The following is a 26495-nucleotide window of genomic DNA, read 5'->3' as shown; positions in this document are numbered from 1 at the left end:
ATTAATCTAGATCCGTTTTAAACTACGAAGCGAAATGATTTAGTTCTTGAATCACTGCGTTAGTAAATTCATCAGTGGTCGCTTGTCCACCTAGATCATGAGTGAATAGTCCGTTAGTTAAAACAGTGTCGCAGGCTTTTTCAATTGCTTGTGCCGCTTGCTCTTCTTGGAATGATTGGCGTAGCATCATAGCGACCGATAAAATCATGGAAATCGGATTAGCGATTCCTTGACCAGCAATATCCGGTGCTGAGCCATGGATTGGTTCATAAAGTGAAGGACCAGCTGCGCTATGACTGGCACTTGGCAAGACGCCTAATGAACCAGGTAACACTGAAGCCTCATCGCTTAAAATATCGCCAAAAAGATTTTCAGTTACGATGACATCAAAAGCTTTAGGATTTTGAATCAGTTTCATAGCTGCAGAATCAACGTATTGATGTTCCAACTGACAATCAGGGTATTCTTTGGCGATTTCTTCTGCAGTCCCTCGCCATAATTTACTGGAAGCCAAGACGTTCGCTTTATCAACAGAAGTGACTTTCTTGCTTCTTCCTTGAGCGATTTTAAAAGCGGAGTGGAGGATCCGTTCGATTTCTGACTTTTGATAACGAGCCGTGTCGAAGGCCATTGTTTCATGCAATTCCCGCGGCTCACCAAAATAGATTCCGCTACTTAATTCTCGAACAATGATTAAATCGGTTCCTTCAAGAATTTCGGGCTTTAGTGGTGATAGATGCAACAAAGCAGATGAAACAGATACCGGTCGAATATTTGCAAATAGATTTAACGATTTCCGTAAGGCCAATAGTCCTTTTTCCGGCGTGTCCGACATTTTTTCCCATTTAGGACCGCCGATAGCTCCCAATAAGATCGCATCTGCTTCTTGACAAGCAGCTAAGGTTTTTTCTGGTAAAGAAGCACCGGTCGCATCGATCCCCGCTCCCCCAAAAGGCAATTCCGCTAATTCAAAGGTATGTGTACATTGTTTTTCTACTGCAGCTAAAACGTTTAAGCCACTCGCCATAATTTCTGGTCCAATTCCATCACCAGCTAAAACAACAATTTTACTATTCATGAATCTGCTCCTATCTCATAGTAGAGTATTTTTTTTCAAAGGTAAGTTATTAATCTTTTTGGACGAGATGATTACTCGCCTGCACATAAGCTTTTGCTGACGCTTGTAATACGTCAAAGTCAACACCGATTCCACGAACCTCGGTTTGGCTTGTTTCATCATAGAGTGTGACGCGAACTTCAGCTTGAGCATCCTCGCCGCCGGTTAAGGCTTGAATCTCGTATTCCTTTAATGCGGGCTTTTGTTGGAACAATTCATCGATCGTATTATAGATTGCCTGGATACTACCTGAGCCAATTCGCGAAGCAACTTTTGTTTTGTTTTCCTCATTAATGATGGAGACGATTGCCCCTTGATAACCGTTGGAACTGTATTGAACTTGCACATCGACTAGTTTGTATTGCTCTGTTTCTTCACGATATTGATCAGCCAGCAAAGCGACCAAGTCTTTATCGGTAATCTGTTTTTTCTTATCTGCCAATGCTTTGAAACGCTTGAAAGCTTCCTTGCTGTCAGCATCATTAAGCTGATAGCCTAACTCTTCTAGTTTGGCAGTGAAGGCATGACGACCAGATAATTTGCCTAGTGGCAGAGAATTTTGTTGGACACCCACTAATTGTGGCGTAATGATTTCATAGGTTTCTGGATTTTTTAACACACCATCTTGATGAATTCCCGATTCATGGGCGTAGGCATTATCCCCGACGATGGCCTTATTTTTAGGGACAGGAATACCGGACAGCCGTGAAACTAATTCACTAGTTCGTTTCGTTTCATTCAATACAATGTTGGCTTCGCATTGATAAAAGTCTTTTCGAATCGCTAAGGCCAGTGCAACTTCCTCCAAAGCGGTATTCCCAGCCCGTTCCCCGATGCCATTTATGGCACCTTCTACGCGGTTAGCACCATTTTCGATGGCGGCTAAGGCATTGGCAGTCGCCATTCCTAAATCATCATGACAATGAGAAGAAAAAGTGATTTCTTGTTCACTTTGAATGTTTGCAATCAATGATTTGAAAATGGCACCATATTCTGTCGGATTCGAATAACCGACTGTATCAGGGACATTAATAATTGTTGCTCCAGCATCGATCGCCGTTTGGACTGCTTCTAATAGGAAGGCTTTTTCTGTACGGGAAGCATCTTCTGGTGAGAACTGAACTTTTTCAAATAGTGTACGGGCATAACTGACATGTTCTTTAATAGAAGCAAGAACTTCTTCACGATTCATTTTCAATTTATATTGCATATGGACATCGCTAGTTGCGAGGAAAACATGGATTTGTGGATCGACGGCATCTTTCAAAGCTTCATAAGCTCGATCGATGTCTTTTTTCTGGCAACGAGCCAGTCCAGTCACGGTCATTTTTTCAACTTTTTGAGCGATTTGTTGAACAGCTTCGAAATCACCGGGTGAAGCGATGGGAAAGCCTGCCTCGATGACATCAATGCCCCATTTTTCTAATTGAAGTGCAATTTGAACTTTTTCTTTCGTATTAAAATTTACACCGGGAGTTTGTTCACCATCCCTTAATGTTGTATCTAAAAATTGAATTCTTCTCATTTTTCATCCTCCTTCATACAAAAAGCGGGTATAAAAAAAGCACTCCATCGGAAAAGAACCATTTTCTTCTCCGATGCAATGCGAATAGGGACTTCATGAAATAAATTTCAGAAAGTCCCAGCTATAATAATAAAGTTGCGTTGAAAGCTGTATTTGATTTCATCATGGCAACCACCCGTTTATTGTCAGAATTTTTTAAAAATTGTTGTACTTATCGTATAAAAAATGACTGTCGTTGTCAATAGATTTATGAAAAAAAGATGAGTAAATTTTTAAATTAAAAGGGATCTTGGTTTTATAAAATCAAATGAGAGTTTCTACTTTACAAAATGAAAACGAATTATCGGTTAGTTGAGATGTCTTATTATCTATCATGAAGGCGTTAATACTAACAAAGAAAACTAAAAATTCGGATAATTTTCTTAATTTAGAAAAAACATTAAGCAAAAATGCCTATTTTACAAGTTTTCTTAGAATTTTCTTGTAAAACGCCAAAATTATTAGAGCTTATGAGTTGATTTCTTAGAGAAAAATAATTAAACTTCTCTACATCTTCAGAGTTTCATAATTATTCTGAAAATTGAATCAAAAAGGGGAAAAAGATATGAGGAACAAATTAGCTTATGGAATCATCGCTGTATGCGGTCTGGTGCTAGCAGGTTGTTACGGTGGCGGAAAGGCCTCGACGAATGAGAGTAGTTCGAGTAAATCCGCAAAAGACAATGGCACCTTCAATTTAGTAGTTCAGCAAGAAATGCCTACCGCCGATTTGTCTGTAGCAACTGACACAATCAGTTTTACGGCACTAAATAATGTGTATGAAGGAATCTATCGTCTGGATAAAGACAACAAGCCGCAACCAGCTGGCGCCAGTGAAAAAGTGAAAGTCAGTGATGACGGCAAAACGTATACAGTGAAATTAAGAGAAGATGCTAAATGGTCAAATGGTGATCCGGTCACAGCAAAAGATTATGTCTTTGGCTGGCAGCGGACAGTCAAACCAGAGACCGCCTCAGAATATGCTTATCTTTTTGAACCAGTAGAAAATGCTGCTGATATTTCAGCGGGCAAAAAAGCTCCAGAAGAATTAGGAATTAAGGCAGTTAATGATCATGAATTAGAAATTAAACTAGCGAAACCAACACCATACTTTGATTACTTATTGGCCTTTCCATCATTCTTCCCACAAAATCAAAAAGTAGTAGAAGCAAACGGAAAAGAATATGCAACCAAGAGTGACAAGGCTGTTTACAATGGTCCCTTCACGTTAGCTGGTTTCGATGGACCGGGTACAGATACCGAATGGGAATATAAAAAGAATGACACTTACTGGGATAAAGACGAAGTGAAATTATCAGCGGTTAAAGTCAACGTTGTCAAAGAATCCTCAACTTCATTGAATCTCTTTAAAGATGGCGAAGCAGATGACGTGATCTTATCTGGTGAATTAGCGCAACAAAATGCGAATGATTCAGCATATAAATCCTTTAAAGAAGCGCGGACCAGCTATCTTGAATTCAATCAACGCAAAGCAGATTCTCCATTCAAAAATGAAAATTTACGTAAAGCCATTTCTTATGCGATCAATCGCAAATCTTTAGTCAATCAAGTATTAGGTGATGGATCGGTTGTTTCGACAGGTTTAGTACCATCCGGTATGTCAAAAAATCCGAAAACCGACGAAGATTTCGCAAAAGAAGCCGGAAACTTAACACCATACGATAAAAAGAAAGCTAAAGAATATTGGGAGAAAGCCAAACAAGAATTGAAGATCGACTCACTTTCATTTGAATTGATGGCTTCTGATACTGATTCATCGAAAAAGGTAATTGAATATATTCAAGGTGTTTTGGAAGATACACTGCCCGGAATTACCGTGAAACCAACACCGGTACCATTCTCTGTTCGCTTAGACCGTTCAAATGCTGGCGACTTTGATGTTTTACTGGGTGGTTGGGGAGCAGATTATGCGGATCCATCTAGCTTTACTGATTTGTTCGTAACAGGAAACTCATATAACCGCGGACGTTGGAGTAATGAGGAATACGACAAAGCAGTCAAAGCTTCTGGCAGCCAAGATGCCAGTGATGAAGAAGCTCGCTGGGCGGATCTACAAAAAGCAAATGAGCTAGTGTCTAAAGAATCAGGAATCGCACCGCTTTATCAATTATCTGAAGCACATTTAGTCAACGAGAAGGTCAAAGGGATCGTTCATCACCCAGCCGGCGCTTCTTGGGATTACAAATGGACCTATATAGAAAAATAGCAACAAAAAGAAGTTGGAACGTAACTCGTTCCAACTTCCTTTTAAATCGTAGCAAAAATGCCACAAAGAACCGCGGCTGCGATCAAAATCGCGGCGATTATTAACCAAAAAGTAGAGCGGCCAGTTCCAACTTGCGTTAAGGAACGTGAAGCAGTTTTAGCGTCTTTTTTTCTGCTAAAAGTCTGCTGCATGGAATAGTGGAAATGGTCGAAAAAGCCTGAAGAAAAAATCCATAACAAGATCCCGATAATCAGAAAGGGCAGCCCCACTAAGAAAAAGCGATTTGAAAGGTTCAGCGAGGTCAAGGAACCTTGGGTCAGCGAATAAAGACTGATCAGCACCAGTAAACCACTGCCGATAGCAACGGCTAAAATTTTATTTTTCATTTAATCACTCCAATAATTAAGCGCTTGTGGATGACACGAATGTTCATCTAGTTAGCGTACACTGTAAACCAAAATAAACCTAGATGTCAAAGGAGGCACCTCATGGGCAGTTATTTGAAATATTTTTTAAAGCGTGTCTTTTTTATGTTGATTACACTATGGTTGATTGCCACTATTACTTTCTTCTTGATGCAATTATTACCAGGGACACCTTATACCAACCAAGAACGATTAAGTCCTGAAACGGTCGCGATGTTGAATAAACAAGTTGGTTTAGATAAACCCGTGATTGTTCAATATGGAATTTATTTATCAAATCTAGTTCAAGGAGATTTTGGAATTTCTTTCCAATTTAAAAATCAAGCCGTTGCGGCATTATTGGCCGGACGAATTGGCCCTTCACTGCAATTAGGAGTACAGGCGATTATCTTTGGAACTTTTATCGGAATCGTTTTAGGAACCATCGCTGCCATGAAACAAAATTCATGGGCCGATACCGCTTCAACATTAGTGGCGATCCTTGGTCGTTCGATTCCCAACTTTGTATTTGCAGTTTTACTACAATATATCTTTGCTATGAAACTCCAAGTTTTGCCAATTGCTAAGTGGGAAGGGTTCGCCTACACGATACTACCAACCATCGCCTTGGCGATGTCACCATTAGCCGATTCGGCTCGTTTCATTCGGACTGAGATGGTAGAGGTGCTCCACAGTGACTATGTTGAATTAGCCCGCGCAAAAGGTCTGAGTCGTTGGGAGATTGCTTTCAAGCATGGCCTACGAAATAGTTTGATTCCCTTGATGACTTTACTAGGCCCCTTGGCGGTGGCCTTGATGACAGGATCATTAGTCGTTGAAAATATTTTTGCGATTCCTGGTATTGGGGAACAATTCGTGAAATCAATCATGACCAATGATTATCCAACGATTATGGCAGTGACGATCCTTTACTCATTCATGCTAGTCTTCGTTATTTTAGTTGTTGACTTGTTATATGGGTTAGTTGATCCTCGGATCCGTCTATCAGAAGGGAGCAAAAGTTAATGGAAATGAAATATCCTTCAATCGTGGACATTCCCGCAGATGAATTTCAGCCGTTACAAAAAAATACCGAAGAGGAACGTGAGGAGATTGCGGCGCCTTCGCTAAATTTCTTACAAGATTCTTGGCGTCGTTTGAAAAAAAATAAAGCGGCCGTGGTTTCAATGATCTTGTTGGCGATCATCATCGTTATTTCGATCGTCACGATTTTTATTTCACCGCAAGATCCTAGTAAACAAAACGTTGATTATATTAACTTGCCACCACGCGTACCAGGTCTAAATATCAATGGACTCAATGGGAAAACGATGATAGCGGGTGAATTAGTCGATAAATATGCCCAAGCAGAGGTACCTAATAATGTGAATTATCTATTAGGAACGGATGGATTGGGTCGTGATGTGTTAAGTCGTCTCTTTATGGGGACGCGGATCTCACTTTTGATCGCTTTTATTGCGGCATTATTTGATATTACGATCGGAGTGGCTTATGGGTTGATTTCCGGAATGCTCGGGGGCAAAGTTGATAACGCCATGCAGCGTTTCTTAGAGATTCTTTCAGGTATTCCCAACTTAGTCGTCATGATTTTGATGCTCGTTGTCTTTGAGCCCGGGATCTTTTCGATTGTTGCCGCAATGGCGATTACTAACTGGATTCCGATGGCGCGGATTGTACGAGCCCAGACGCTGAAATTGAAGGACCAAGAGTACGTGTTAGCGGGAATGACCTTGGGAGAACCTAAATGGAAGATCGCCTTTAAGCACATTATCCCGAATATCTCTAGTGTGATTATCATCCAAATGATGTTCAGTATTCCGACAGCGATTTTCTTTGAAGCTTTCTTAAGCTTTATCGGACTTGGTTTAACTCCGCCGGCGGCTTCACTGGGAACATTATTAAACGACGGCTATAAAACCTTCTTGTATTTACCGTACTTATTATGGATTCCAGCAGTGACGATTTCGCTGATCATGGTTTGTTTCAATCTGTTAGCCGATGGTCTGCGGGACGCATTCGATCCAAAAATGAAAGAGTGACGATTTATGGAAAAAATTTTAGAAGTTAACAATTTAAATATTTCATTCGACACCTATGCCGGTAAGGTGCGGGCCATTCGTGGAGTCGATTTTGATTTAAATAAAGGCGAAACACTAGCAATCGTCGGTGAGTCTGGTAGCGGGAAATCGGTTACGACGCGGACGATCATGCGCTTACTATCCAGTAATGCCACGATTGATGACGGGGAAATTTTGTTCAAAGGACAAAATATTGTTGAAAAATCCGAAAAAGAGATGCAAAAAATCAGAGGACGTGAGATTGCCATGATCTTTCAAGATCCGATGACGTCTCTTGACCCAACTATGACGATTGGGAAGCAGGTCGCTGAATCTTTGCGGAAACACAAAAAAGTTTCTAAAAAAGAAAGTTTAAAAGCAGCTCTTGATTTGTTGAAGCTAGTAGGCATTCCTGATGCTGAGAAGCGCTTGAAAAATTACCCGCATCAATTTTCCGGCGGACAGCGGCAACGGATCGTGATTGCAATCGCCTTGATCTGTAATCCGGAGATTTTGATTGCCGATGAACCAACGACCGCATTGGATGTAACCATTCAAGCCCAAATTCTAGAATTGCTGAAGGAAATCCAAGAAAAGATTGGCACCTCGATTATTTTTATTACCCACGATCTCGGGGTGGTAGCTAATGTCGCCGATCGGGTAGCAGTGATGTATGCCGGGAAAATCGTAGAAGTCGGAACGGCCGAGGAGATTTTTTATAATCCGCAGCATCCTTATACTTGGGGATTGTTAGGTTCCATGCCCACCTTGGACAGCGAAAACGATCGACTTTATGCGATTCCGGGTTCGCCGCCTGATTTATTGAATCCGCCTAAAGGGGATGCGTTTTATCCGCGAAATGAGTTTGCTTTGAAGATCGATGCTGAAATGGCACCACCATTTTTCGAACTTTCTGCTACGCATAAAGCGGCCACTTGGTTATTGGCACCCCAAGCACCTGAAGTGAATCCGCCAGCTGAAATTCAACGTCGCTGGGAAATTTTCCGCCAAAAAAAAGCACAATATTCCGCTTACGCATAAAAAAACGGGAGGACTATAATGGAAAGAAAGCTAGTAGAAGTAAAAAATTTGAAACAGTATTTTAATACGAATAGTAAAAATGAAGTCCGGGCCGTAAATGATGTAAGTTTTTATATAAACGAAGGAGAAACGTTCGGTCTAGTTGGTGAATCTGGTAGCGGAAAGTCAACGACGGGACGCTCGATCATTCGTTTGAATCAACCTACAGCCGGTGAGATTCTTTTTGATGGAAAAGATGTGACGAAGATTCAAAAAAAGGCGGAATTGAGCGAGTTTCGGAGAGATGTCCAAATGATTTTTCAAGATCCGTATGCCTCTTTAAATCCTCGGATGAAAGTTAAAGATATTATTGCTGAAGGAATCGATGTCAATGGATTGGCGGCGACAGTAAAAGAACGAGATAAAATCGTTAATGATTTACTTGAAACGGTCGGCTTAAATCCTAGTCACGGGACGCGCTATCCCCATGAATTCTCTGGCGGACAACGGCAACGGATCGGAATTGCGCGAGCTCTAGCGGTACGTCCACGCTTTATTATCTGCGATGAACCTATCTCAGCTTTAGATGTATCGATTCAAGCACAAGTAGTGAATTTATTACAGGATTTGCAAAAGAAACAAAACTTGACCTATCTCTTTATTGCCCACGATCTTTCAATGGTGAAACATATCAGTGATCGAATCGGTGTAATGAACAATGGTCACTTATTGGAAGTCGGAAGCAGTGATGAGATTTATAATTATGGCGTACATCCATATACTGAAAGTTTATTATCGGCAATTCCGATGCCTGATCCTGACCATGAACGTCAACGTCGACGTATCAAATATCAAACAGAACCGCATGATGGCAAGGCGCGTTCTTTACGAGAAATCGCGGCAGGACACTATATTTATTCTTCTGAAGATGAGGTCGCTTATTATAAGAAGAAATTGCAGCATTTAAAAAATGAAAAAGCACTAGCCGTTTGATGTTTATTTAAGTCAAAGAGCCCGCACAGAAATTATTTCTGTGCGGGCTCTTTTTTATAATGAAAAAAAGTGTTAGGAATAAATTATCGGCTCAGAATTTTTTTTTAACCAATTGAGGGAAATACTTTTTTATAGCTAAATTTTGTAATTGAAAGTTTAAAAGTAGGAAAATCAATCTTGGGCCGTCTATTGCTAAGCAAGCGCCAAAAAAGTATAAAAAAATGTCACCACGCACATTCTTTTCTAAACTACCAAAGTAGCCAAGAATGCACTGGTGACGTGGGTTTGGCACCCAATGGGCCGTGAGGGGCTCGAACCCGCGACCCGCTGATTAAGAGTCAGCTGCTCTACCAACTGAGCTAACGGCCCAAACAAAGTACTTTCATATGTTAGCACTGAGAAAATAAAAAAGCAAGAATAAAATGCAAAAAAATACTGAAAAAAGCTTCAATTATCTAGTCTTAAAAACCACGTTGTATAATCATAATAATTTTGATAAACTATGATTGAAAGGGGTGCACGTGATGGAAGAAACAGCACTTAAATCATGGGCAGAAGATTTGAAAGAAGTCCGCTTACCACGGTGGGAGGAACTGCCTGAATTAGAATTGTATATGGATCAAGTGATCACACTGGTTGACCGTTACTTATCCCGCTTAATGGAAGATGGAAAGTCTCAACTTTTATCGAGTGCGATGGTCAACAATTACGTTAAACATAAATTAATTCCTGCACCAGTCAAGAAAAGATATAATCGTAATCATCTGGCATACCTGATTGCGATCACATTGTTAAAACAAGTTTTTTCAATTCCTGATATTAATGAATTAATTCGCATGCAGTTGACGATTAGTGAACCTAAAGATGCCTACAATAATTTTTGTACAGTCCAAGAAGAGGCGCTGAAGCATATTGCTAAAATTATTTTAGGAGAAGAAGTAAATTTAATGCGTAGCAATAATGATTTTTATTATTTAGCGATGGAGAGTGCCGTGGCCTCATTTACGCAAAAAATGTTAGCAGAAAAGATTATTCTGTTGGATCAGAAGAAAGAAGGCGAAACGAATGAGTGAAAAAATTGCAGTTTTAGTTGATTCAGGGACGGATGTTCCTAAAGAAGTAGTAGATAATGGCCCATTTTTTATGGTTCCGTTGCGGATTATTTTTAGTGATCGAGAGTATCGGGACGGGATCGATATTGATTCTGATACAATTTTTCCATTGATTAAAAAAGAATTGCCGACAACTTCTTTACCTGACGGCGAACTGATTCATAAAGTATTTGACGAGATCAAAGCTCAGGGATATACCCATGTAATCATCGTGACGATTTCTAGTGGTTTGAGCGGTACCTATAATGCCTTGCGCGTACTAGGTGAGCATTATGAAGGGCTGACTTTCTACTCGATTGATACTAAAAATGTTGGAATCGGCGCGGGTATTTTAGCAATTTATGCTGGAGAGTTAGTGAAACAAGGAAAAGCTTTCACGGAAATTATTTCGGAAGTTGAGAGTAAGATTCCGAAGACAAAAATCTTTTTCAATGTCGATACGTTGGAATATTTGCAAAAAGGCGGCCGCATCGGTCTAGTTTCTTCTTTATTAGGGAGTGCTTTGAAATTAAAGCCAATTATCTCTTGTAATTCCGAAGGGATCTATTATACGGTAGCTAAAGTCCGAGGATTAAACAAAAGTATAGATAAGACGCTACAATTAGTAAAAGAGCAGATTGGGACGCATCGTCGCTTTAATCTGGCTGTTACTCAAGCAGATGCAACAGAAACTGCTGAAAAGGTCTTGCGACGGTTGCAGGAATTATTCCCGACAGCAGAAAATATTTATTATGGTAAAGTTTCACCAGCTTTAGCAGTCCACACTGGACCTGGCTCATTAGGTGTCGTTTGCCAAGTTCTAGACTAGAAAATCTACCCCTCAAGTTAGACGAATGCTGACTTGAGGGGCTTTTTTGATAGTAAAAAGTTGGTAATTGAAACGTGAGCTAAATTCGTAGCGGTTGAAAAATGTTGATTTTGAATAGTATTTTTTTCTTAAGTAATTATTGTAATTAAACCGACACTTGTTTGAAAAGATGAAACACTATTGAAATTATTGTATAATGGGAAGGCGTACATACAATCTTATAAAGGTATGAGGTGACTCTTAGTGAAAAAAATTTTAGTAGTTGACGATGAAAAACCGATTTCGGACATCGTGAAATTCAATTTAACCAAAGAAGGCTATGAAGTCTTTACCGCGTATGATGGTGAAGAAGCTTTGGAAAAAGTCGAAGAGATCAATCCAGATTTGATTTTATTAGATTTGATGTTGCCTAAAAAAGACGGTTTGGAAGTGGCTCGTGAAGTACGCAAGACCCATGAAACGCCGATTATTATGGTTACTGCCAAAGATTCTGAGATCGATAAAGTGTTAGGGTTGGAATTGGGTGCAGATGATTATGTGACCAAGCCATTTTCTAATCGTGAATTGATTGCTCGGGTAAAGGCGAATCTGCGGCGCGGCGGACAAGCACCAAAGGAAGAAGAACCAACGACGCAAACGGATTTGACGATTGGTGATTTAACGATTCATCCAGATGCTTATATGGTAACTAAGCATGGAAGTACGATCGAATTGACCCATCGTGAATTTGAATTGCTACATTATTTAGCAAAACATATCGGTCAAGTAATGACTCGGGAACATTTACTGCAAACGGTTTGGGGCTATGATTATTTTGGAGATGTGCGGACAGTTGACGTGACGGTTCGGCGCTTGCGGGAAAAAATCGAGGATAATCCAAGTCATCCAACTTATTTAGTCACTAGACGGGGCGTCGGATATTATCTGCGCAACCCTGAACAGGAGTAATTGGAGTAGCTATGGAAAAAAAAGTCCGTTTTTATCGATCGGTTAATTTCAAGATTGCTTTTTCATTTATTTTGATTTTACTGATTTCGATTGAGATTATTGGTGCTTACTTTATTCGTGGTCTTGAAAAATCAACGATTGATAGCTTTACGAAAGATATGAATCAGCGTGTCTCATTGTTAAGTACGACGCTTGGCGCAACGATGGCTGAAGATAGTGAGAATGAAGCAGAACAGCTACAGCGGATTCTTGAGAACAACACTGCTGCCGACATCACTGAGATGTGGGTAGTGGATGATAAGGGAATCATCGTAGCTACTAACGATGTGGGTCAAAAAGATTCGATTGTTGGTAAAAAGAATGAGTACAATGATATTGATGATTTTTCAACAAAACAATATGTAACACTCGATGACAATAATAAACGGGTATATATCAATGTCCAACCTATTCAGTCCCCGACCGGCGATTCGGCTGTGCTGGGGGCTCTTTATGTTAAAAGTGACATTGAACAAAAATATACCGAAATAGGAAATACCGCCTTGATCTTTTTCTCAGCCTCATTGATTGCTGGTTTAATTTCAATCGTGGTGGCATTATTGGTGGCCCGCTCCATTACTAAACCGATCAAAGAGATGCAAAAACAGGCGATTCGAATCGCCCAAGGGGATTATTCCGAAAAAGTAGATGTTCAAGGCCATGATGAACTGAGCCAATTGGCTGAGACCTTCAACAAATTATCCGATCGGGTCGAGGATGCACAAGATACAATGGAAGCAGAGCGGAACCGCTTGGATAGCGTTTTGACTCATATGACCGATGGGGTTATCGCAACGGACCGTCGTGGAAAAGTTATTACGATTAATGAAATGGCCCTGTCCTTATTAGATACCACCAGTGAACAGGCGATTGGTCAATCGATTTTAACTTTGCTTGATTTGGATGAGGAATACACGTTAAGAAAATTGTTGGAGACGCCAGAAGAGATTTTGCTTGAGCGTTCTAAATCAGATTCCGCGGAAGATCAGCTGACTTTACGTTCGGATTTTGCAATGATTCGGCGCGAATCTGGCTTTATCAGTGGTCTGGTAGTCGTTATCCATGATGTTACTGAACAGGAAAAAACAGCCGAAGAACGTCGACAATTCGTTTCTAATGTTTCCCATGAATTGCGGACACCGCTCACAAGTGTTCGGAGTTATTTAGAGGCCTTGGAAGAGGGCGCGTGGCAAGACAAGAATATTGCACCGGAATTTATCCATGTGACATTAGGTGAGACTGATCGAATGATCCGAATGATCAATGACCTACTAAATCTTTCCCGTATGGACTCAGGTGTACAGCAGATGGAACTTGAGTTAGTTAATTTCAATGAACTTGTTGGTTATGCGTTGGATCGTTTTGATATGATGGTCAACAGCCAAAAGAAAAATTATCGGATTGTTCGCGAATTTACTGAACGTGATTTATGGGTCGAAATCGATACGGATAAGATCATGCAAGTGATTGATAATATCATGAACAATGCGATCAAGTATTCTCCAGATGGCGGTAAAATCGAAGTTCATTTGATAGAAACTCATAACAATGTCGTCTTGAGTATCTCTGATGAAGGGTTAGGAATTCCTAAGAAGGATTTGGAAAAAGTCTTTGAGCGGTTCTATCGTGTTGATAAGGCGCGGGCGCGTAAACAAGGCGGCACAGGACTAGGCCTGGCAATCTCCAAAGAAGTCATGAAGGCTCATCAAGGTCAGATCTGGGTCGAAAGCGTTGAAGGTAAAGGTTCTACCTTTTATATTTCTTTGCCTTATGAACCTTATGAGGAGGATATTTGGGAATGAAAATTTCAGAAAAAATCATACGAATGGCACTTATCGCTCTGATCTTACTCAGCCTCATTTTGACTTATGCCATTTGGCTTAGTCCGACCTCTAAAACAGCGAATGTTAATACTAGTAAACAAGCAGTGAAAAATGATCAAAACTATGCCAAAGCTACGGATGCTTTTTTGCCGATTCGCGGTATTTGGAATTTGCCTGAGGGAAAGTTTCAAACGAACAGTGAGAATTTATTAGCAACGACCCAAGCTCGATTGACGGAAAGTACCTATGGTCAACTGCTAGAAGACCAGCAGATCGAAACTGAAATCAAAGATTATTATAGCTTGGATAACGGCATCGAATTGAATTATGAAGGTGGTTTTTCACTGACTGAATACATCAAAGTCTTTGATATGCCCATCAATTTGAACTCTTTGGAGGATGCGAATGACATTACCTTTTCAAAGATCCAAGTTGATTTTTCTCAGAAAAAAATTCGTTTTTTGAATTACAAGAAACCGACTGTTTATGAAGCGACGATTTCAGAAGATTTCACAGGGCTTGCAGAGATTTATCAAAAAAACGAAGGACGCTACTTACCAATGTCCGATGAGAATCCTTTAGTTCCACAGTTGTTAGTAACCAAGGATCGGGTCTGCTTAAAGAAATACAGTTATATTTTGACGACCCAAGCGTATTCGCTTTTTCGGAATGCTTTTTTCCAAAATCCAGACCAAGCCAAAGGTGAGGAAGAAGCCAGTGGGATGCGTTCGTTTGTCAGCGGTCACGAAGAGTTGATGATGGATGAACAAAAACGTTTGGTTGCCTTTAATGGGGAACTATCCGAAGACTTGGCAAAAGAAAGTTTATACACTCAAAGCTTTAATTATGTCAGTCGCTTAGGGACCGCGGTGGGTAATTTGCGTTATTTTGACCATCATGATGGACAGATCAATTATCGAATATTTGTTGAAGGCTATCCAATCTTCAGTCAGTCATCGAAGGGGAAAATGATTGTGAAAATAGAGCACGCAGCTAATTCAGCGCCGCCACAAGTTCACATCGAAACCAGTATGGATACGGTCCAGGTACCAATTCCTTCTGATGAGGAAGTCGAATTGCCCAGCACCTTAGAAATTGAAAATAATTTGGCTGCAGTCGGAATCGATCTTGATAAAATCCAAAGTTTTATCATCGGCTATACTTGGCAAGATATTGACGGTGTAAATAAATTAGTTGCTTTGACTCCAGAATGGTTTATTAAATACGATAACATTTGGTATCCTGCTGATCAGTTGATGCAAGGAAATCTTGAAACGGAGGCGAGCTAATTGGATTTTAGAAAAATCGAATGGATCTTTTTTCTCGTCTTCATTGGTTTAAATATTTTCTTATTTAGTATTTACTGGAATAACCAGCATGAGCAGAGCTTGGTTACAAACTCGAATCAACGAGAGGATATTTTACAGCGTCTTGAAAATGACGAGGTGAAGGTCAAAGATACTGTCTCTGATGAGCACCGTGAAGGGTACTATTTAAGCGCAGAACAAGATAATTTTGCCGCTTTAGTAAACGACAGCGGCGCTCAACCCTTAACGAATGATTTTAATATTTCAGATAAAATTTTGACTAGTTACATGAATCGGGAGATCTCGTTTAATTTGAAAAAGGCGACTAGCAGCTTTAATCGTTTAATGAAAGATAAAACATTTATTATGAATGGTGCAGAGTATACGTATTTGCCGGATATTTCAAAAAAAGACGAAGAGCTGGGTAAAATTGTTGGTGCGCAGTCTTATGAAGGGATTCCTTTTATCGATGAGACCTCGCGGGTCACTTTAGATATTGAGAAAAATAGTGACCAGGAGAAAGTCACGAAATATACTCAAACGCGGTTGAAGGAGATTGAACCGCTACGAGAAAAAATGACGCTTTACTCAGAAAAAGAAATCTTAAACACGCTGTATATCAACAATAATATTCCAAGTAAAGCGACGATTACGAATATTTATCTTGGTTATTTCCGAACGTTGGAAGTGCGGGAAAAAAATGTTTATGTGCCGGTTTGGTTTGTTAAGGTCAAAGCCTCTGACAAGACGACCCAGATTGAAAAAGTCAATGCATTGAACAATCAAGTAATCACGAATAATTTAGTTCCAAAGGTGGAAAATCCCTAAAAAGGGTTGTATACTGAGAACAGTTTTAAAAGAGGGGACCAATTGCTCATGTTAGAAATGAATAATGCCTTCAATGTCAGCATTTTAGCCAGCGGTAGTACCGGGAATTCCTTGTATTTAGAAAGTCCGCAAAAAAGAATCTTGGTAGATGCTGGATTGAGTGGAAAGAAAATCACTTCGCTGTTAGCAGAGGTCGATCGAAAACCTGAGGATCTAGATGCGATTTTAGTTACCCATGAACATCGCGACCATATCCATGGTGTCGGCGTTCTTGCCAGAAAATATAAATTACCGGTTTATGCCAACGAAAAGACTTGGGAAGCGATGGCTCCTTTGATTGGAAAAGTTGACGTAGAGCAGAAACATATCTTTGAAATGGGAAAAGTTCTAACTTTTGGGGATTTAGACATTGAGAGTTTTGGTGTCTCCCATGATGCGGCAGCGCCACAGTTTTATCGTTTTTATAAAGACGGACATTCTTTTGTGATGTTGACAGATACGGGGTATGCCAGCGAACAGGTTAGAGGAACGATTCGGGATGCGGATGCTTATTTAGTAGAAAGCAATCATGATTTAGAGATGCTGCGGATGGGTGCGTATCCTTGGAGTTTGAAGCAGCGGATTCTAGGCGACCAAGGTCATTTGTCAAATGAAGATGGTGCGTTAGTTATGACCGATATCCTGGGTGATCGAACGAAGCGGATTTATTTGGGCCATTTGAGTAAAGAAAACAATATGAAAGAATTAGCACACATGACGATGGAGGAGACCTTGACGCGTTATGATTTAGGCGTGAATTATCAATTCCAAGTTTTCGATACTGATCCAGACAGTGCAACAGAATTATTTGCAATCTAAAAAGACAAGCTTGCTTTTATGCGAGCTTGTCTTTTTTTGCAAGATTTGTTAGCTGTACACGCTGAAATGTTGGTTCAAATGTTTCGGTGTGACAACCTCATCAATCATTGCGATGGCATAATCAGCCATACTGATTTCACTTTTACCTTCAGCGTTTTTTTGTAAATGCTCATCACTGACTTGATAATGGCCTGTCTGTTTTCCATCAGGATTAAAATAAGCAGCGGGACTTAAATACGTCCAGTTTAGCTTTTCGGTAGTTCGTAATTCTAAAAAAGCTTGGTACATATTATAAGCAGTCGGATAATAATCTGCTTTGGGGTCCGAGACTTCGATCATTCGTTGTGTTTCATTGATGAATAATGAAGAAGTTCCACCAACAACTAGTAGACGCGTATCCGTTCCAATTAAAAGGTTGCTTAGGTACTGCAATGAAGTTTGGTGCAATTCTTCTTTTCCCAACGGTGGACGAAAGGCATCGATTAGCACATCGAAATCCGCCAAGTCTTCTTTAGTTAGGTCGAATAAATCTTTAACTAACGTGGGAACTTTTACTTTAAGTTTTTCTGGATGTCGAACGATGGCGGTGACAGCCAAATCACGGTCGAGCGCTTCTTTTAAGATTAGAGAACCAGCATTGCCAGTGGCGCCAATAATCGCTAATTTCATAAAAATCCTCCTCAATCATTTATTATCAAGTCAAACGTGTTGTTTTAGTAAAAAAAAGCTCCGCAGACTATAGTGACAGTCTAAGGAGCTTTTGATAAAAAGGCAAAGGATTTGTGTCGAATCAATGGGATTGGATTCCTAACTGTGCGAGAATGACTAATAGATTCATGCCGACATGAGTAATCATAGAAGTCCAAATGCGACCACTATAACGATACACACTACAAAAAAGTAAGCCTAGACCCGCGTACAAAAGGTAGTGACCATCATTATGAGCTAAAGCAAACAGGATGGAACTTAAGAGCGCCGGGAACCAAAAACCAAAACGTTTTTCTAAGGCACCGAAGACTGCACGTCGAAAGACAAATTCTTCCATGATTGGACCGGCAATGGTCGTCGCTAAAATGAAAATCATATTATCTCTGATTAATTGAACGATATTCTGCGTATTTTGTGATACAACTGATTGTCCCAGTATACGTTGCTCAATCTGTAAAATAACCATTTGCAGCAGTAAAGAGGCGGGAATCCCGAAAAGACCGAGCAAAATAGTCAGTAGCCTATTTTTTTGCTGTCGTTCCAAGCCGAACAACTGTGATCTGGAACGATAAAAAATCATCAACAGTGCTCCCAAAAAATAGGCCAGTGTTGTCAGTTGAATGATTTGCGAGGGATTTGCATGGAAAACCTGTAGAAAAATGATCGGTGAAAATAGCACAAATCCATACGTAAAGATCGTAATGAAACTATATTTTTTTTCGTTCATTTGTTTCCCTTTCTAATAGGTATTGTTCCTTAGTATATCATAAATTTTAGCAAAGCTTATGGGAGGGAAATTTAAAAATGCAGACGAAGGACTTGCAAAAAGAAACAAAAATGAGTATGATAAGAAATGTAGGTTAGCACTCTTGGTTATCGAGTGCTAATGAATTTGAAATCATTACTAGTTGGAGGGATTTATCGTGTTAAAACCATTAGGTGATCGTGTCATTCTTGAAGTGACTCAAGAAGAAGAAAAAACAGTTGGCGGTCTAGTCTTAGCTTCTGCCGCTAAAGAAAAACCACAAACCGCTAAAGTTGTAGCTGTAGGTGAAGGCAATGTACTTGAAAACGGTCAAAAAAGTCCAATGCCAGTAGCTGTTGGTGATATGGTAATGTTTGAAAAATATTCTGGAACAGAAGTGAAGTATGAAGGCAGCGAGTATTTGATTATCGCAGCTAAAGATATTATGGCAATTGTCGAATAAAAAATTAATGAGGTGAATGAATCATGGCAAAAGATATTAAATTTTCTGAAGATGCACGTGCAGCAATGCTTCGTGGTGTCGATAAATTAGCAGATACAGTTAAAGTAACATTAGGGCCAAAAGGACGTAATGTTGTATTAGAGAAATCTTACGGTTCTCCATTGATTACAAACGATGGTGTAACGATTGCAAAAGATATCGAATTAGAAGATCATTTTGAAAATATGGGAGCAAAATTGGTTTCTGAAGTAGCTTCAAAAACCAATGATATTGCTGGTGACGGAACAACGACAGCAACTGTTCTTACTCAAGCAATCGTTCGTGAAGGCCTAAAAAACGTTACTGCTGGTGCGAACCCAATGGGCATCCGTCGCGGAATCGAAGCTGCTACGAAAGCAGCCGTTGAAGAACTACACAGCATTTCTAAAGTTGTTGATTCTAAAGATGCGATTGCACAAGTTGCGGCTGTTTCATCAGGTAGCGAAGAAGTAGGTAAATTAATCGCTGAAGCAATGGAAAAAGTTGGTAACGACGGCGTTATCACAATCGAAGAATCAAAAGGGATCGATACTGAATTAGATGTGGTTGAAGGGATGCAATTTGATCGTGGCTACCTTTCTCAATATATGGTAACTGATAACGATAAAATGGAAGCAGTATTAGAAAATCCATATATCTTGATCACGGATAAAAAGATTTCTAACATTCAAGACATCTTGCCATTATTAGAACAAGTCTTGCAACAATCTCGTTCATTGTTGATCATTGCTGATGATGTAGATGGTGAAGCATTACCAACCTTAGTATTGAACAAAATCCGTGGAACATTCAACGTTGTAGCCGTAAAAGCTCCTGGTTTTGGTGATCGCCGCAAAGCGATGCTTGAAGATATTGCAATCTTGACTGGTGCAACAGTGATTACAGAAGATCTTGGTTTAGATTTGAAGGAAGCGACAATCGAAAACTTAGGAACTGCTGGAAAAGTTGTGGTTGATAAAGACAATACAACAATCGTTGAAGGAGCTGGCGACAAAGCCGCTTTAACAGACCGCGTTGAAATGATCAAACGTCAAATCGGTGAAACAACCTCTGATTTTGACCGTGAAAAATTACAAGAACGTTTAGCAAAACTTGCCGGCGGAGTGGCAGTTGTCAAAGTCGGTGCAGCAACTGAAACGGAATTAAAAGAATTAAAACTACGGATTGAAGACGCTCTGAACTCAACTCGTGCAGCCGTTGAAGAAGGAATCGTTTCTGGTGGTGGAACTGCGTTAGTTAACGTTATCAAGAAAGTTTCTGAACTAGCTGCTGAAGGCGATGTTGCTACGGGTATCAAGATTGTCGTTCGCGCTCTAGAAGAACCAGTTCGTCAAATCGCGGAAAATGCTGGTTTCGAAGGTTCAGTCGTAATTGATAAACTAAAAAATGCTGATCGTGGTACTGGTTTTAATGCAGCATCTGGTGAATATGTCAATATGATCGATGCTGGTATCGTAGACCCAACGAAAGTTACACGTTCTGCTTTACAAAATGCAGCATCTGTCTCAGCGTTATTATTAACAACTGAAGCAGTCGTTGCTGACAAACCAGTAGAAGGTGGCGCAGCCGCTGCCCCTGCTATGGACCCATCAATGATGGGCGGCATGATGTAAGCTTATCAATGCCTTTAAATTAGTCATCGGAAATGATTTCGATGACTTTTTTCTTCCAAAATGGCACATTTTGCTAAATTTTTTTGGTAGGTTGGTTAAAAATTTTTTCTCTGTGGTAAAATATTAGTGAAGGATTATTTTTTATTTAATTAAAAAATTCAAATAGATAGGAGACTGCTGATGAAATTAATCGAGACACCTTTAAATAGCAACGTTAATTTAGAAACCTTGTATCCAAATATAACCAGATACTTTTTTGATCAGCGCGAGGCGGTAAAGTTACTAAAACTGTACGCCTATGACCGCACAAAAATTATTTATGTTGATCGCTTCGATACAATTAACTTATTGCTATTGAATCGTCATCGTAAAATCAGTCATAAAGAAGTCGATACAATCATCAACCGCTTGTTGAAAGTGGAGCGGAAAGATGTTGTGGTAGATGTTGGATATAAAAAACAGATTCTAGATGCAGGGATCAGACCGAAAGAATCCTACAAAGATATTATTTCGGTAGAATATAAAGTTCCTAATAACTAATTAGAGAAGGGCCGCTGCCTTTCTCTTTTTTTGTCGTTTGGTCAGAAAAAAAGCGGCGAAGGAGAGAAGCTAAGACTGTTCCTACGGAGTTCTTATGCTATAATGGATGAAATAGTTTAAATTACTAAAACAAACGAGGAGCATGATTATGAAAAAGTTGTACGAAGATGACAGTTTGACACTCCATACGGATCTTTATCAAATCAATATGATGAAAACTTATTGGGAAACGGGTCGAGCGGATCTTCATGCAGTATTTGAGTGTTACTTCCGAAATATGCCATTTGATAATGGTTATGCCATTTTTGCCGGTTTGGAACGTTTGGTAAAATACTTGGAGAATTTACAATTTAGCGAAAGTGATCTTGCGTATTTGGCTGAAGTGGAACATTATCCAAGTGCTTTTATTGATTATTTACGTGATTTCAAGTTTGCCTGTACGGTTCGTTCGACGGAAGAAGGCGAATTGGTCTTCAATAATGAACCAATCATTCAAGTAGAAGGCCCACTACTACAGTGCCAATTAGTGGAAACTACCTTGTTGAATATCGTAAACTTCCAAACGCTGATTGCGACTAAAGCAGCTCGTATCAAATCAGTTATCGGTACGGATCCTTTATTAGAATTTGGGACAAGACGTGCACAAGAATTGGATGCAGCTTTATGGGGGACACGAGCTGCCTATATTGGCGGAGCAGATGCCACGAGTAATGTTCGTGCTGGTAAAATTTTTGGGATTCCTGACAGTGGAACTCATGCCCATTCCTTGATCCAGTCTTATGGAAATGATTATGACGGTTTTAAAGCATACGCTGAGACTCACCGCGATTGTGTCTTCTTAGTAGATACGTATGATACGATCAAATCAGGTGTGCCAAATGCGATCAAGGTAGCCAAAGAAATGGGAGATAAAATCAATTTCTTAGGCGTGCGGATCGACAGCGGGGATATGGCTTATATCTCTAAACGAGTTCGTCAACAATTGGATGAAGCCGGTTATCCAGATGCTAAAATCTATGCATCAAACGATTTAGATGAAGGCACGATTCAAAACTTAAAGATGCAGCATGCGAAGATCGATGTTTGGGGTGTGGGAACTAAATTGATTACAGCCTACGATCAGCCTGCATTGGGCGCTGTGTTTAAATTAGTATCGATTGAAAATGAACAAGGTGAAATGGTCGATACGATCAAGCTTTCAAGCAACGCAGAAAAAGTTACGACACCGGGTAAAAAGCAAGTTTGGCGAATCACTCGCAAATCTGATGGTAAGTCAGAAGGCGATTATGTGACCCTTTGGGATGAAGATCCTCGAAAAGAAACGGAGATTTTTATGTTCCATCCGGTCTACACGTATGTCAATAAAACGGTGAAGAACTTTGAAGCGCGTCCCATCTTAAAAGATATTTTTGTTGATGGCCAGTTGGTCTATGATTTGCCTGATTTAGAAACAGTCAAACAGACGGCTAAAAACAGCTTGGATTCTTTATGGGAAGAGTATAAACGCGATCTGAATCCACAAAAATATCCCGTCGACTTGTCAACGGAGTGCTGGAATCACAAAAATAAAATCATGAAACAAGTTCGCGAATCTATGATGTACTTGCAACAAGAAGATTAGGAGTGAATGGGACATGACGTTACAAGCAGAAATTATTAAAGCGTTAGGAACCAAACCAACAATTGATCCCGAAGCAGAGATTCGAAAGAGTATCGATTTTTTAAAGGCCTACCTTAAAAAATATTCTTTCTTAAAAACCTTCGTCTTAGGAATCAGCGGCGGCCAAGATTCTTCCTTGGCCGGCCGACTAGCGCAATTAGCGATGACAGAGATGCGAGCTGAAACGGGTGATGACCAGTATCAATTTATTGCGGTCCGCCTACCGTATGGCACACAAGCTGATGAATCAGATGCTCAAAAGGCATTAGCGTTTATACAGCCAGATGTTAGTTTAAGTGTCAATATTAAAGAAGCCGTCGATGCGGAAGTCGCCGCTTTAGAAGCAGCCGGGGTGACCATCAGCGATTTCAATAAGGGCAATATCAAAGCCCGCCAACGAATGATCACTCAATATGCCGTCGCCGGAGATAATCAGGGAGCAGTGATTGGGACGGATCATGCAGCGGAAAATATCACTGGTTTCTTTACGAAGTTTGGGGACGGGGGAGCCGACATTTTACCATTGTTCCGTTTGAATAAGCGCCAAGGGAAAATGTTGTTGAAGGAATTAGGGGCTGAAGAAGCGATCTATTTAAAAGTTCCGACGGCTGATTTAGAAGATGGCAAGCCACTGATTGCCGATGAAGTGGCTCTGGGTGTGACTTATGACGATATCGATGATTACTTGGAAGGTAAGCCGATCGATGCCAAAGCTCAAGCCACGATTGAAAATTGGTGGAATAAGACTCAACATAAACGTCATTTACCAATTACAATCTTCGATGATTTTTGGAAATAATAAATATTTGCCTAGCAGAGAATACGCCTTGCTAGGCTTTTTTGTGCTTCTTTACATTCCTGTCTTTTCTAGCTAAAATGTTATGAGTTCATGAATGGGAGAGGATTATGCAAAAATTTCATAAATTACCTTGGCGTCAATGGTTAATCGGATTTGGCGTATTAGGTTTGATCATTGTTTCAAATCTTTTTTTACAATTAACCCAAAATGCTTTTTCATTTGATTTAGCGTTTAAGTTTGCTTTTTCTTGGCACACAGAAAAATTCTTTTTAGGCTGTCTCGTCTTGTTTATTTTTTATGGCTGGTTGAGTAGTTTGTTAGGCTCATTGAAATCGGGCAGTTTATTTTATCTTTTAGTGATCGTTGGAGTCGGAGTTGCAAATTTTCTAAAGATGAAGTATCGGATGGAGCCGATTTATCCAGATGATTTAAAAATGGTAATCGAATTCGGAATGATCCGCGATTTGGTGGGAACAGGGATCTTTTTATTGTTTTTAGCGTTATTAGCGCTAGGCCTGCTTTTGCTCATTTTTAGTTTGAAAAAAAGTTTGCACTTGAAAAATTGGCAGCAAGGACTACGCGGAGTTATCTTTATATTAACCAGTCTCTTATTGATCTATATCGGCGGGTTTAACCAACAGAATAATTTATTACGTAAAGCTTACGATAAGACCGCCTTGTGGATTCCCTACAGCCAGAAAATGAATTACTATAATACAGGATTTATGGGCGGTTTCTTATACAATTTGCCAGTGGAGGCGATGGCACAGCCTAAAGCGTATTCGGCAGCCAACGTTAAGAAAATCACTGAAAAATATCAAGTTACTACGGAACCCAAAGAGACTGAACACCCCGATATTGTTTACGTCATGAGTGAAAGCTTTTCTGATCCGAGTCGGTTGAAGGGCTTGGATATTTTAGGGGGCGATCCGCTGCAAGCTTATCGTGAAGTCGCAGATCAGACGACTAGCGGTCAAATGTTGTCGCAAAATTATGGCGGCGGTACGGCTAATATTGAATTTGAAGCATTGACAGGCTTTTCGATGGAGTTATTTAATGCCCAAATGACGACTCCCTACACGATGCTCGTGCCAGAATTTCAGACCTTTCCTTCATTAGTAACCACTTTACAACAGCGGGGATATCAAACAACGGCGATCCACCCGTACAACACGTCGATGTATAAAAGAAAAGATGTTTATCAGACTTTTGGTTTTGATCAATTCTTAGACGAAGACAGTATGAAGCATACCGCTACGCTTGAAAATAATCCGTATATCTCGGATCAGGCGGCCTATCAGGAAATTATGGATCAGCTGAAAAAAAATAGCCAGCCGCAGTTTTTGCATTTAGTGACCATGCAGACTCACATGCCTTATGAGAACAAGTATTCTGAGCTGCCTTATTTAGCTAAGGGCGATAATAGTTCAGCAGTACGTAGTTATTTACAAGACATCGCTTATAGTAGCGAAGCATTAAAAGAGTTCTTGCAAGCACTGGATAAGTTGCCGCAACGAACCTTAGTTGTTTTCTGGGGGGATCATTTGCCAGGGATTTATTCCGAGGCGATCCAAGCGGAAAATCAAGGGTATCGCTTGCATGAAACAGAATTTTTGATGTATGACAATCAACATCAATTAAACAATCAGCGTACCGTAACCAGTCCAGTTTATTTTGCCGCAGATTTATTCCAACAAGGGCGACTTCCGATGACCGGTTTTCAAAACCTATTGATGTCCTTGCAAAAAGTTTTGCCAGCTTTTGAAAAAGGCATGTATTACCAAAATGGTACGTGGTCAAAAGAGGCTAAACTGACGAAAGAGCAAGCAAAGATTTATCAAGAGTATCAAATGATCCAATATGATATTACCACCGGCAAGCAATTTAGCTTAAAAGAAAATTTTTTTAATTAGACAGGAGTCGCTAGTTACGATGGCATTTAAAAAGAAAGATAATCAGAATTATTACAATCCGCTGCGCCGAGCAATTTTGACCCATCAAATGATTGAACCGGGTGATAAAGTGGCCATCGGAATGAGTGGTGGAAAAGACAGCACTACGCTACTGTATTTATTAGATAAAATTCGCCGGCAGAAAAGGTTAGGCTTTGATTTTGAGCTAGTACCGATCACGCTTGACATGGGCTTTGAAGGCTGCGATATTCAGCCAATGAAGGATTTTGTTGAAGAATTAGGCTACGAATTAGAAGTCGTCCCGACCAATATTGCCAAAGTTGTCTTTGATATTCGCGCGGAAAAATCTCCTTGTTCCCTCTGTGCGAAACTGCGGCGAGGGATCTTATACAATCACGCCAGTCAGCTTGGCTGTCAAAAAGTCGCGTTAGGTCATCATGTGGATGATGCGATTGAAACGTATTTCATGAACTTTTTGTTTCACGGACGGATGAACAGTTTTGAGCCGAGAAGTTACTTATCCAAGACAAACGTGACTCTAATCCGGCCGCTGATTTATCTGGAAGAAAAACAAATCATACGACTTGTGAAACGCGAAGAGCTGCCAGTGATTTTTAATCCTTGTCCTGTGGATAAAAAGACCAAGCGAGAAGAGATCAAAAATTTAGTTACCAACTTGGCACAGACCTATCCCGATATTCGTGAAAAGTTCATTATGGGCATGGAACAGGGCAACAGCGAAGACTTTTGGACAAAAGCCCAGCATGAAAGCCTTTTAAATTAATTGACCCCAGAAGAAAAGATTGTATTTATCGCTTTTCTCATGATATAATTCGTTTTGTATTCATGAGGGAGTAACTAGCAGCGTAAGCTGTGGCAACGCCACCAG

General features: G+C 40.1%; 24 protein-coding genes and 1 tRNA gene. 19 read left to right on the top strand and 6 right to left on the bottom strand.

From position 1 onward, the window contains the following. Positions 1-22 precede the first annotated feature (22 nt). Positions 23-1078: a 3-isopropylmalate dehydrogenase gene (leuB, locus tag EP1_RS03150; RefSeq protein ID WP_067623304.1), complete on the bottom strand. Its 1056-nt coding sequence runs from the start codon at positions 1076-1078 to the stop codon at positions 23-25. Between the two features lie 49 nt (positions 1079-1127). Then, positions 1128-2642, bottom strand: coding sequence for a 2-isopropylmalate synthase (locus EP1_RS03145; RefSeq protein ID WP_067623301.1), 1515 nt, complete (start codon positions 2640-2642; stop codon positions 1128-1130). Positions 2643-3246: 604 nt separating this feature from the next. On the opposite strand from EP1_RS03145, the gene EP1_RS03140 reads away from it, so the two are divergent. After that, positions 3247-4908 (top strand): peptide ABC transporter substrate-binding protein, encoded by a 1662-nt coding sequence (locus EP1_RS03140; RefSeq protein WP_067623299.1) that lies wholly within the window; start codon positions 3247-3249, stop codon positions 4906-4908. Positions 4909-4949: 41 nt separating this feature from the next. Here the strand turns inward: EP1_RS03140 and EP1_RS03135 are convergent, their stop codons facing one another. Next, on the bottom strand, positions 4950-5294 hold the full coding sequence (locus EP1_RS03135; protein WP_067623297.1) for a DUF3899 domain-containing protein: 345 nt from the start codon (positions 5292-5294) through the stop codon (positions 4950-4952). 102 nt (positions 5295-5396) lie between these two features. Between EP1_RS03135 and opp3b the strand changes: the two genes are divergently transcribed. Genes opp3b through EP1_RS03115 form a run of 4 tightly spaced genes read left to right on the top strand, consistent with a single transcriptional unit; the run spans position 5397 to position 9403 of the window. After that, positions 5397-6338, top strand: coding sequence for an oligopeptide ABC transporter permease (gene opp3b / locus EP1_RS03130; RefSeq protein ID WP_067623290.1), 942 nt, complete (start codon positions 5397-5399; stop codon positions 6336-6338). Then, positions 6338-7372, top strand: a complete 1035-nt coding sequence (gene opp3C, locus EP1_RS03125) for an oligopeptide ABC transporter permease (RefSeq protein WP_067623288.1) — start codon at positions 6338-6340, stop codon at positions 7370-7372. Before opp3b ends, opp3C begins: the two co-directional genes overlap by 1 nt. 6 nt (positions 7373-7378) lie before the next feature. Continuing rightward, positions 7379-8431 (top strand): ABC transporter ATP-binding protein, encoded by a 1053-nt coding sequence (locus tag EP1_RS03120; protein WP_067623286.1) that lies wholly within the window; start codon positions 7379-7381, stop codon positions 8429-8431. Between the two features lie 18 nt (positions 8432-8449). Further along, the gene (locus tag EP1_RS03115) at positions 8450-9403 is read left to right on the top strand and encodes an ABC transporter ATP-binding protein (RefSeq protein WP_067623283.1); all 954 of its coding nucleotides are present in this window, start codon (positions 8450-8452) and stop codon (positions 9401-9403) included. Positions 9404-9699: 296 nt separating this feature from the next. Here the strand turns inward: EP1_RS03115 and EP1_RS03110 are convergent. Beyond that, positions 9700-9772: transfer RNA gene (locus tag EP1_RS03110), tRNA-Lys, on the bottom strand. Between the two features lie 155 nt (positions 9773-9927). Between EP1_RS03110 and EP1_RS03105 the strand changes: the two genes are divergently transcribed. From EP1_RS03105 to walJ, 7 genes are all read left to right on the top strand, one after another. After that, a complete protein-coding gene (locus EP1_RS03105) occupies positions 9928-10476 on the top strand; it encodes a DUF1836 domain-containing protein (RefSeq protein WP_067623278.1) in 549 nt (182 codons plus the stop codon). Next, positions 10469-11323, top strand: a complete 855-nt coding sequence (locus EP1_RS03100; RefSeq protein ID WP_067623275.1) for a DegV family protein — start codon at positions 10469-10471, stop codon at positions 11321-11323. Before EP1_RS03105 ends, EP1_RS03100 begins: the two co-directional genes overlap by 8 nt. A 243-nt stretch (positions 11324-11566) precedes the next feature. Continuing rightward, positions 11567-12271 carry a response regulator YycF gene (gene yycF, locus EP1_RS03095; RefSeq protein ID WP_067623272.1) on the top strand — a complete coding sequence of 235 codons (705 nt, stop codon included), beginning with the start codon at positions 11567-11569 and terminating at the stop codon, positions 12269-12271. Between the two features lie 11 nt (positions 12272-12282). After that, positions 12283-14112: a cell wall metabolism sensor histidine kinase WalK gene (gene walK / locus EP1_RS03090; protein ID WP_067623270.1), complete on the top strand. Its 1830-nt coding sequence runs from the start codon at positions 12283-12285 to the stop codon at positions 14110-14112. Continuing rightward, positions 14109-15422, top strand: a complete 1314-nt coding sequence (locus tag EP1_RS03085) for a YycH family regulatory protein (protein WP_067623267.1) — start codon at positions 14109-14111, stop codon at positions 15420-15422. The genes walK and EP1_RS03085 overlap by 4 nt, the downstream gene beginning before the upstream one ends. Beyond that, positions 15423-16268, top strand: a complete 846-nt coding sequence (locus EP1_RS03080) for a two-component system regulatory protein YycI (RefSeq protein ID WP_067623266.1) — start codon at positions 15423-15425, stop codon at positions 16266-16268. A gap of 48 nt (positions 16269-16316) precedes the next feature. After that, positions 16317-17126: an exodeoxyribonuclease WalJ gene (gene walJ, locus EP1_RS03075; protein WP_067623264.1), complete on the top strand. Its 810-nt coding sequence runs from the start codon at positions 16317-16319 to the stop codon at positions 17124-17126. 48 nt (positions 17127-17174) lie between these two features. Here the strand turns inward: walJ and EP1_RS03070 are convergent, their stop codons facing one another. Beyond that, on the bottom strand, positions 17175-17795 hold the full coding sequence (locus EP1_RS03070) for an NAD(P)-dependent oxidoreductase (protein WP_067623261.1): 621 nt from the start codon (positions 17793-17795) through the stop codon (positions 17175-17177). Positions 17796-17916: 121 nt separating this feature from the next. After that, positions 17917-18561, bottom strand: a complete 645-nt coding sequence (locus EP1_RS03065; protein ID WP_067623258.1) for a CPBP family intramembrane glutamic endopeptidase — start codon at positions 18559-18561, stop codon at positions 17917-17919. 196 nt (positions 18562-18757) lie between these two features. On the opposite strand from EP1_RS03065, the gene groES reads away from it, so the two are divergent. From groES to EP1_RS03030, 7 genes are all read left to right on the top strand, one after another. Next, on the top strand, positions 18758-19042 hold the full coding sequence (gene groES, locus EP1_RS03060) for a co-chaperone GroES (protein WP_067623253.1): 285 nt from the start codon (positions 18758-18760) through the stop codon (positions 19040-19042). A gap of 23 nt (positions 19043-19065) precedes the next feature. Next, positions 19066-20694: a chaperonin GroEL gene (gene groL / locus EP1_RS03055; RefSeq protein ID WP_067623250.1), complete on the top strand. Its 1629-nt coding sequence runs from the start codon at positions 19066-19068 to the stop codon at positions 20692-20694. A gap of 180 nt (positions 20695-20874) precedes the next feature. Next, positions 20875-21234, top strand: coding sequence for a DUF1827 family protein (locus EP1_RS03050; protein ID WP_067623248.1), 360 nt, complete (start codon positions 20875-20877; stop codon positions 21232-21234). 148 nt (positions 21235-21382) lie between these two features. Next, positions 21383-22855, top strand: coding sequence for a nicotinate phosphoribosyltransferase (locus EP1_RS03045; RefSeq protein ID WP_067623245.1), 1473 nt, complete (start codon positions 21383-21385; stop codon positions 22853-22855). A gap of 13 nt (positions 22856-22868) precedes the next feature. Further along, positions 22869-23693 carry an NAD(+) synthase gene (nadE, locus tag EP1_RS03040; RefSeq protein ID WP_067623242.1) on the top strand — a complete coding sequence of 275 codons (825 nt, stop codon included), beginning with the start codon at positions 22869-22871 and terminating at the stop codon, positions 23691-23693. 107 nt (positions 23694-23800) lie between these two features. Beyond that, positions 23801-25606, top strand: coding sequence for an LTA synthase family protein (locus tag EP1_RS03035; RefSeq protein WP_067623240.1), 1806 nt, complete (start codon positions 23801-23803; stop codon positions 25604-25606). 19 nt (positions 25607-25625) lie between these two features. Beyond that, positions 25626-26390 (top strand): tRNA 2-thiocytidine biosynthesis TtcA family protein, encoded by a 765-nt coding sequence (locus EP1_RS03030; RefSeq protein WP_067623237.1) that lies wholly within the window; start codon positions 25626-25628, stop codon positions 26388-26390. Positions 26391-26495 lie beyond the last annotated feature (105 nt).

The sequence above is a fragment of the Enterococcus pseudoavium NBRC 100491 genome, from assembly GCF_001544295.1.
GTDB classification, from domain to species: Bacteria; Bacillota; Bacilli; order Lactobacillales; family Enterococcaceae; genus Enterococcus_A; species Enterococcus_A pseudoavium.
The sequence above is the reverse complement of the archived record's forward strand: the minus strand, read 5'-3'. Positions and strand labels throughout refer to the sequence as shown.

Bases quoted from the DNA above. Each gene is read 5' to 3' on its own strand.
- opp3C (WP_067623288.1), top strand. From the start codon at position 6,338: ATGGAAATGAAATATCCTTCAATCGTGGACATTCCCGCAGATGAATTT.
- EP1_RS03145 (WP_067623301.1), bottom strand. From the start codon at position 2,642: ATGAGAAGAATTCAATTTTTAGATACAACATTAAGGGATGGTGAACAA.
- EP1_RS03105 (WP_067623278.1), top strand. From the start codon at position 9,928: ATGGAAGAAACAGCACTTAAATCATGGGCAGAAGATTTGAAAGAAGTC.
- EP1_RS03100 (WP_067623275.1), top strand. From the start codon at position 10,469: ATGAGTGAAAAAATTGCAGTTTTAGTTGATTCAGGGACGGATGTTCCT.
- EP1_RS03070 (WP_067623261.1), bottom strand. From the start codon at position 17,795: ATGAAATTAGCGATTATTGGCGCCACTGGCAATGCTGGTTCTCTAATC.
- leuB (WP_067623304.1), bottom strand. From the start codon at position 1,078: ATGAATAGTAAAATTGTTGTTTTAGCTGGTGATGGAATTGGACCAGAA.
- walJ (WP_067623264.1), top strand. From the start codon at position 16,317: ATGTTAGAAATGAATAATGCCTTCAATGTCAGCATTTTAGCCAGCGGT.
- opp3b (WP_067623290.1), top strand. From the start codon at position 5,397: ATGGGCAGTTATTTGAAATATTTTTTAAAGCGTGTCTTTTTTATGTTG.
- walK (WP_067623270.1), top strand. From the start codon at position 12,283: ATGGAAAAAAAAGTCCGTTTTTATCGATCGGTTAATTTCAAGATTGCT.
- EP1_RS03135 (WP_067623297.1), bottom strand. From the start codon at position 5,294: ATGAAAAATAAAATTTTAGCCGTTGCTATCGGCAGTGGTTTACTGGTG.
- EP1_RS03140 (WP_067623299.1), top strand. From the start codon at position 3,247: ATGAGGAACAAATTAGCTTATGGAATCATCGCTGTATGCGGTCTGGTG.
- EP1_RS03045 (WP_067623245.1), top strand. From the start codon at position 21,383: ATGAAAAAGTTGTACGAAGATGACAGTTTGACACTCCATACGGATCTT.
- EP1_RS03115 (WP_067623283.1), top strand. From the start codon at position 8,450: ATGGAAAGAAAGCTAGTAGAAGTAAAAAATTTGAAACAGTATTTTAAT.
- EP1_RS03030 (WP_067623237.1), top strand. From the start codon at position 25,626: ATGGCATTTAAAAAGAAAGATAATCAGAATTATTACAATCCGCTGCGC.
- nadE (WP_067623242.1), top strand. From the start codon at position 22,869: ATGACGTTACAAGCAGAAATTATTAAAGCGTTAGGAACCAAACCAACA.
- groL (WP_067623250.1), top strand. From the start codon at position 19,066: ATGGCAAAAGATATTAAATTTTCTGAAGATGCACGTGCAGCAATGCTT.
- EP1_RS03050 (WP_067623248.1), top strand. From the start codon at position 20,875: ATGAAATTAATCGAGACACCTTTAAATAGCAACGTTAATTTAGAAACC.
- EP1_RS03120 (WP_067623286.1), top strand. From the start codon at position 7,379: ATGGAAAAAATTTTAGAAGTTAACAATTTAAATATTTCATTCGACACC.
- EP1_RS03085 (WP_067623267.1), top strand. From the start codon at position 14,109: ATGAAAATTTCAGAAAAAATCATACGAATGGCACTTATCGCTCTGATC.
- EP1_RS03035 (WP_067623240.1), top strand. From the start codon at position 23,801: ATGCAAAAATTTCATAAATTACCTTGGCGTCAATGGTTAATCGGATTT.
- EP1_RS03065 (WP_067623258.1), bottom strand. From the start codon at position 18,561: ATGAACGAAAAAAAATATAGTTTCATTACGATCTTTACGTATGGATTT.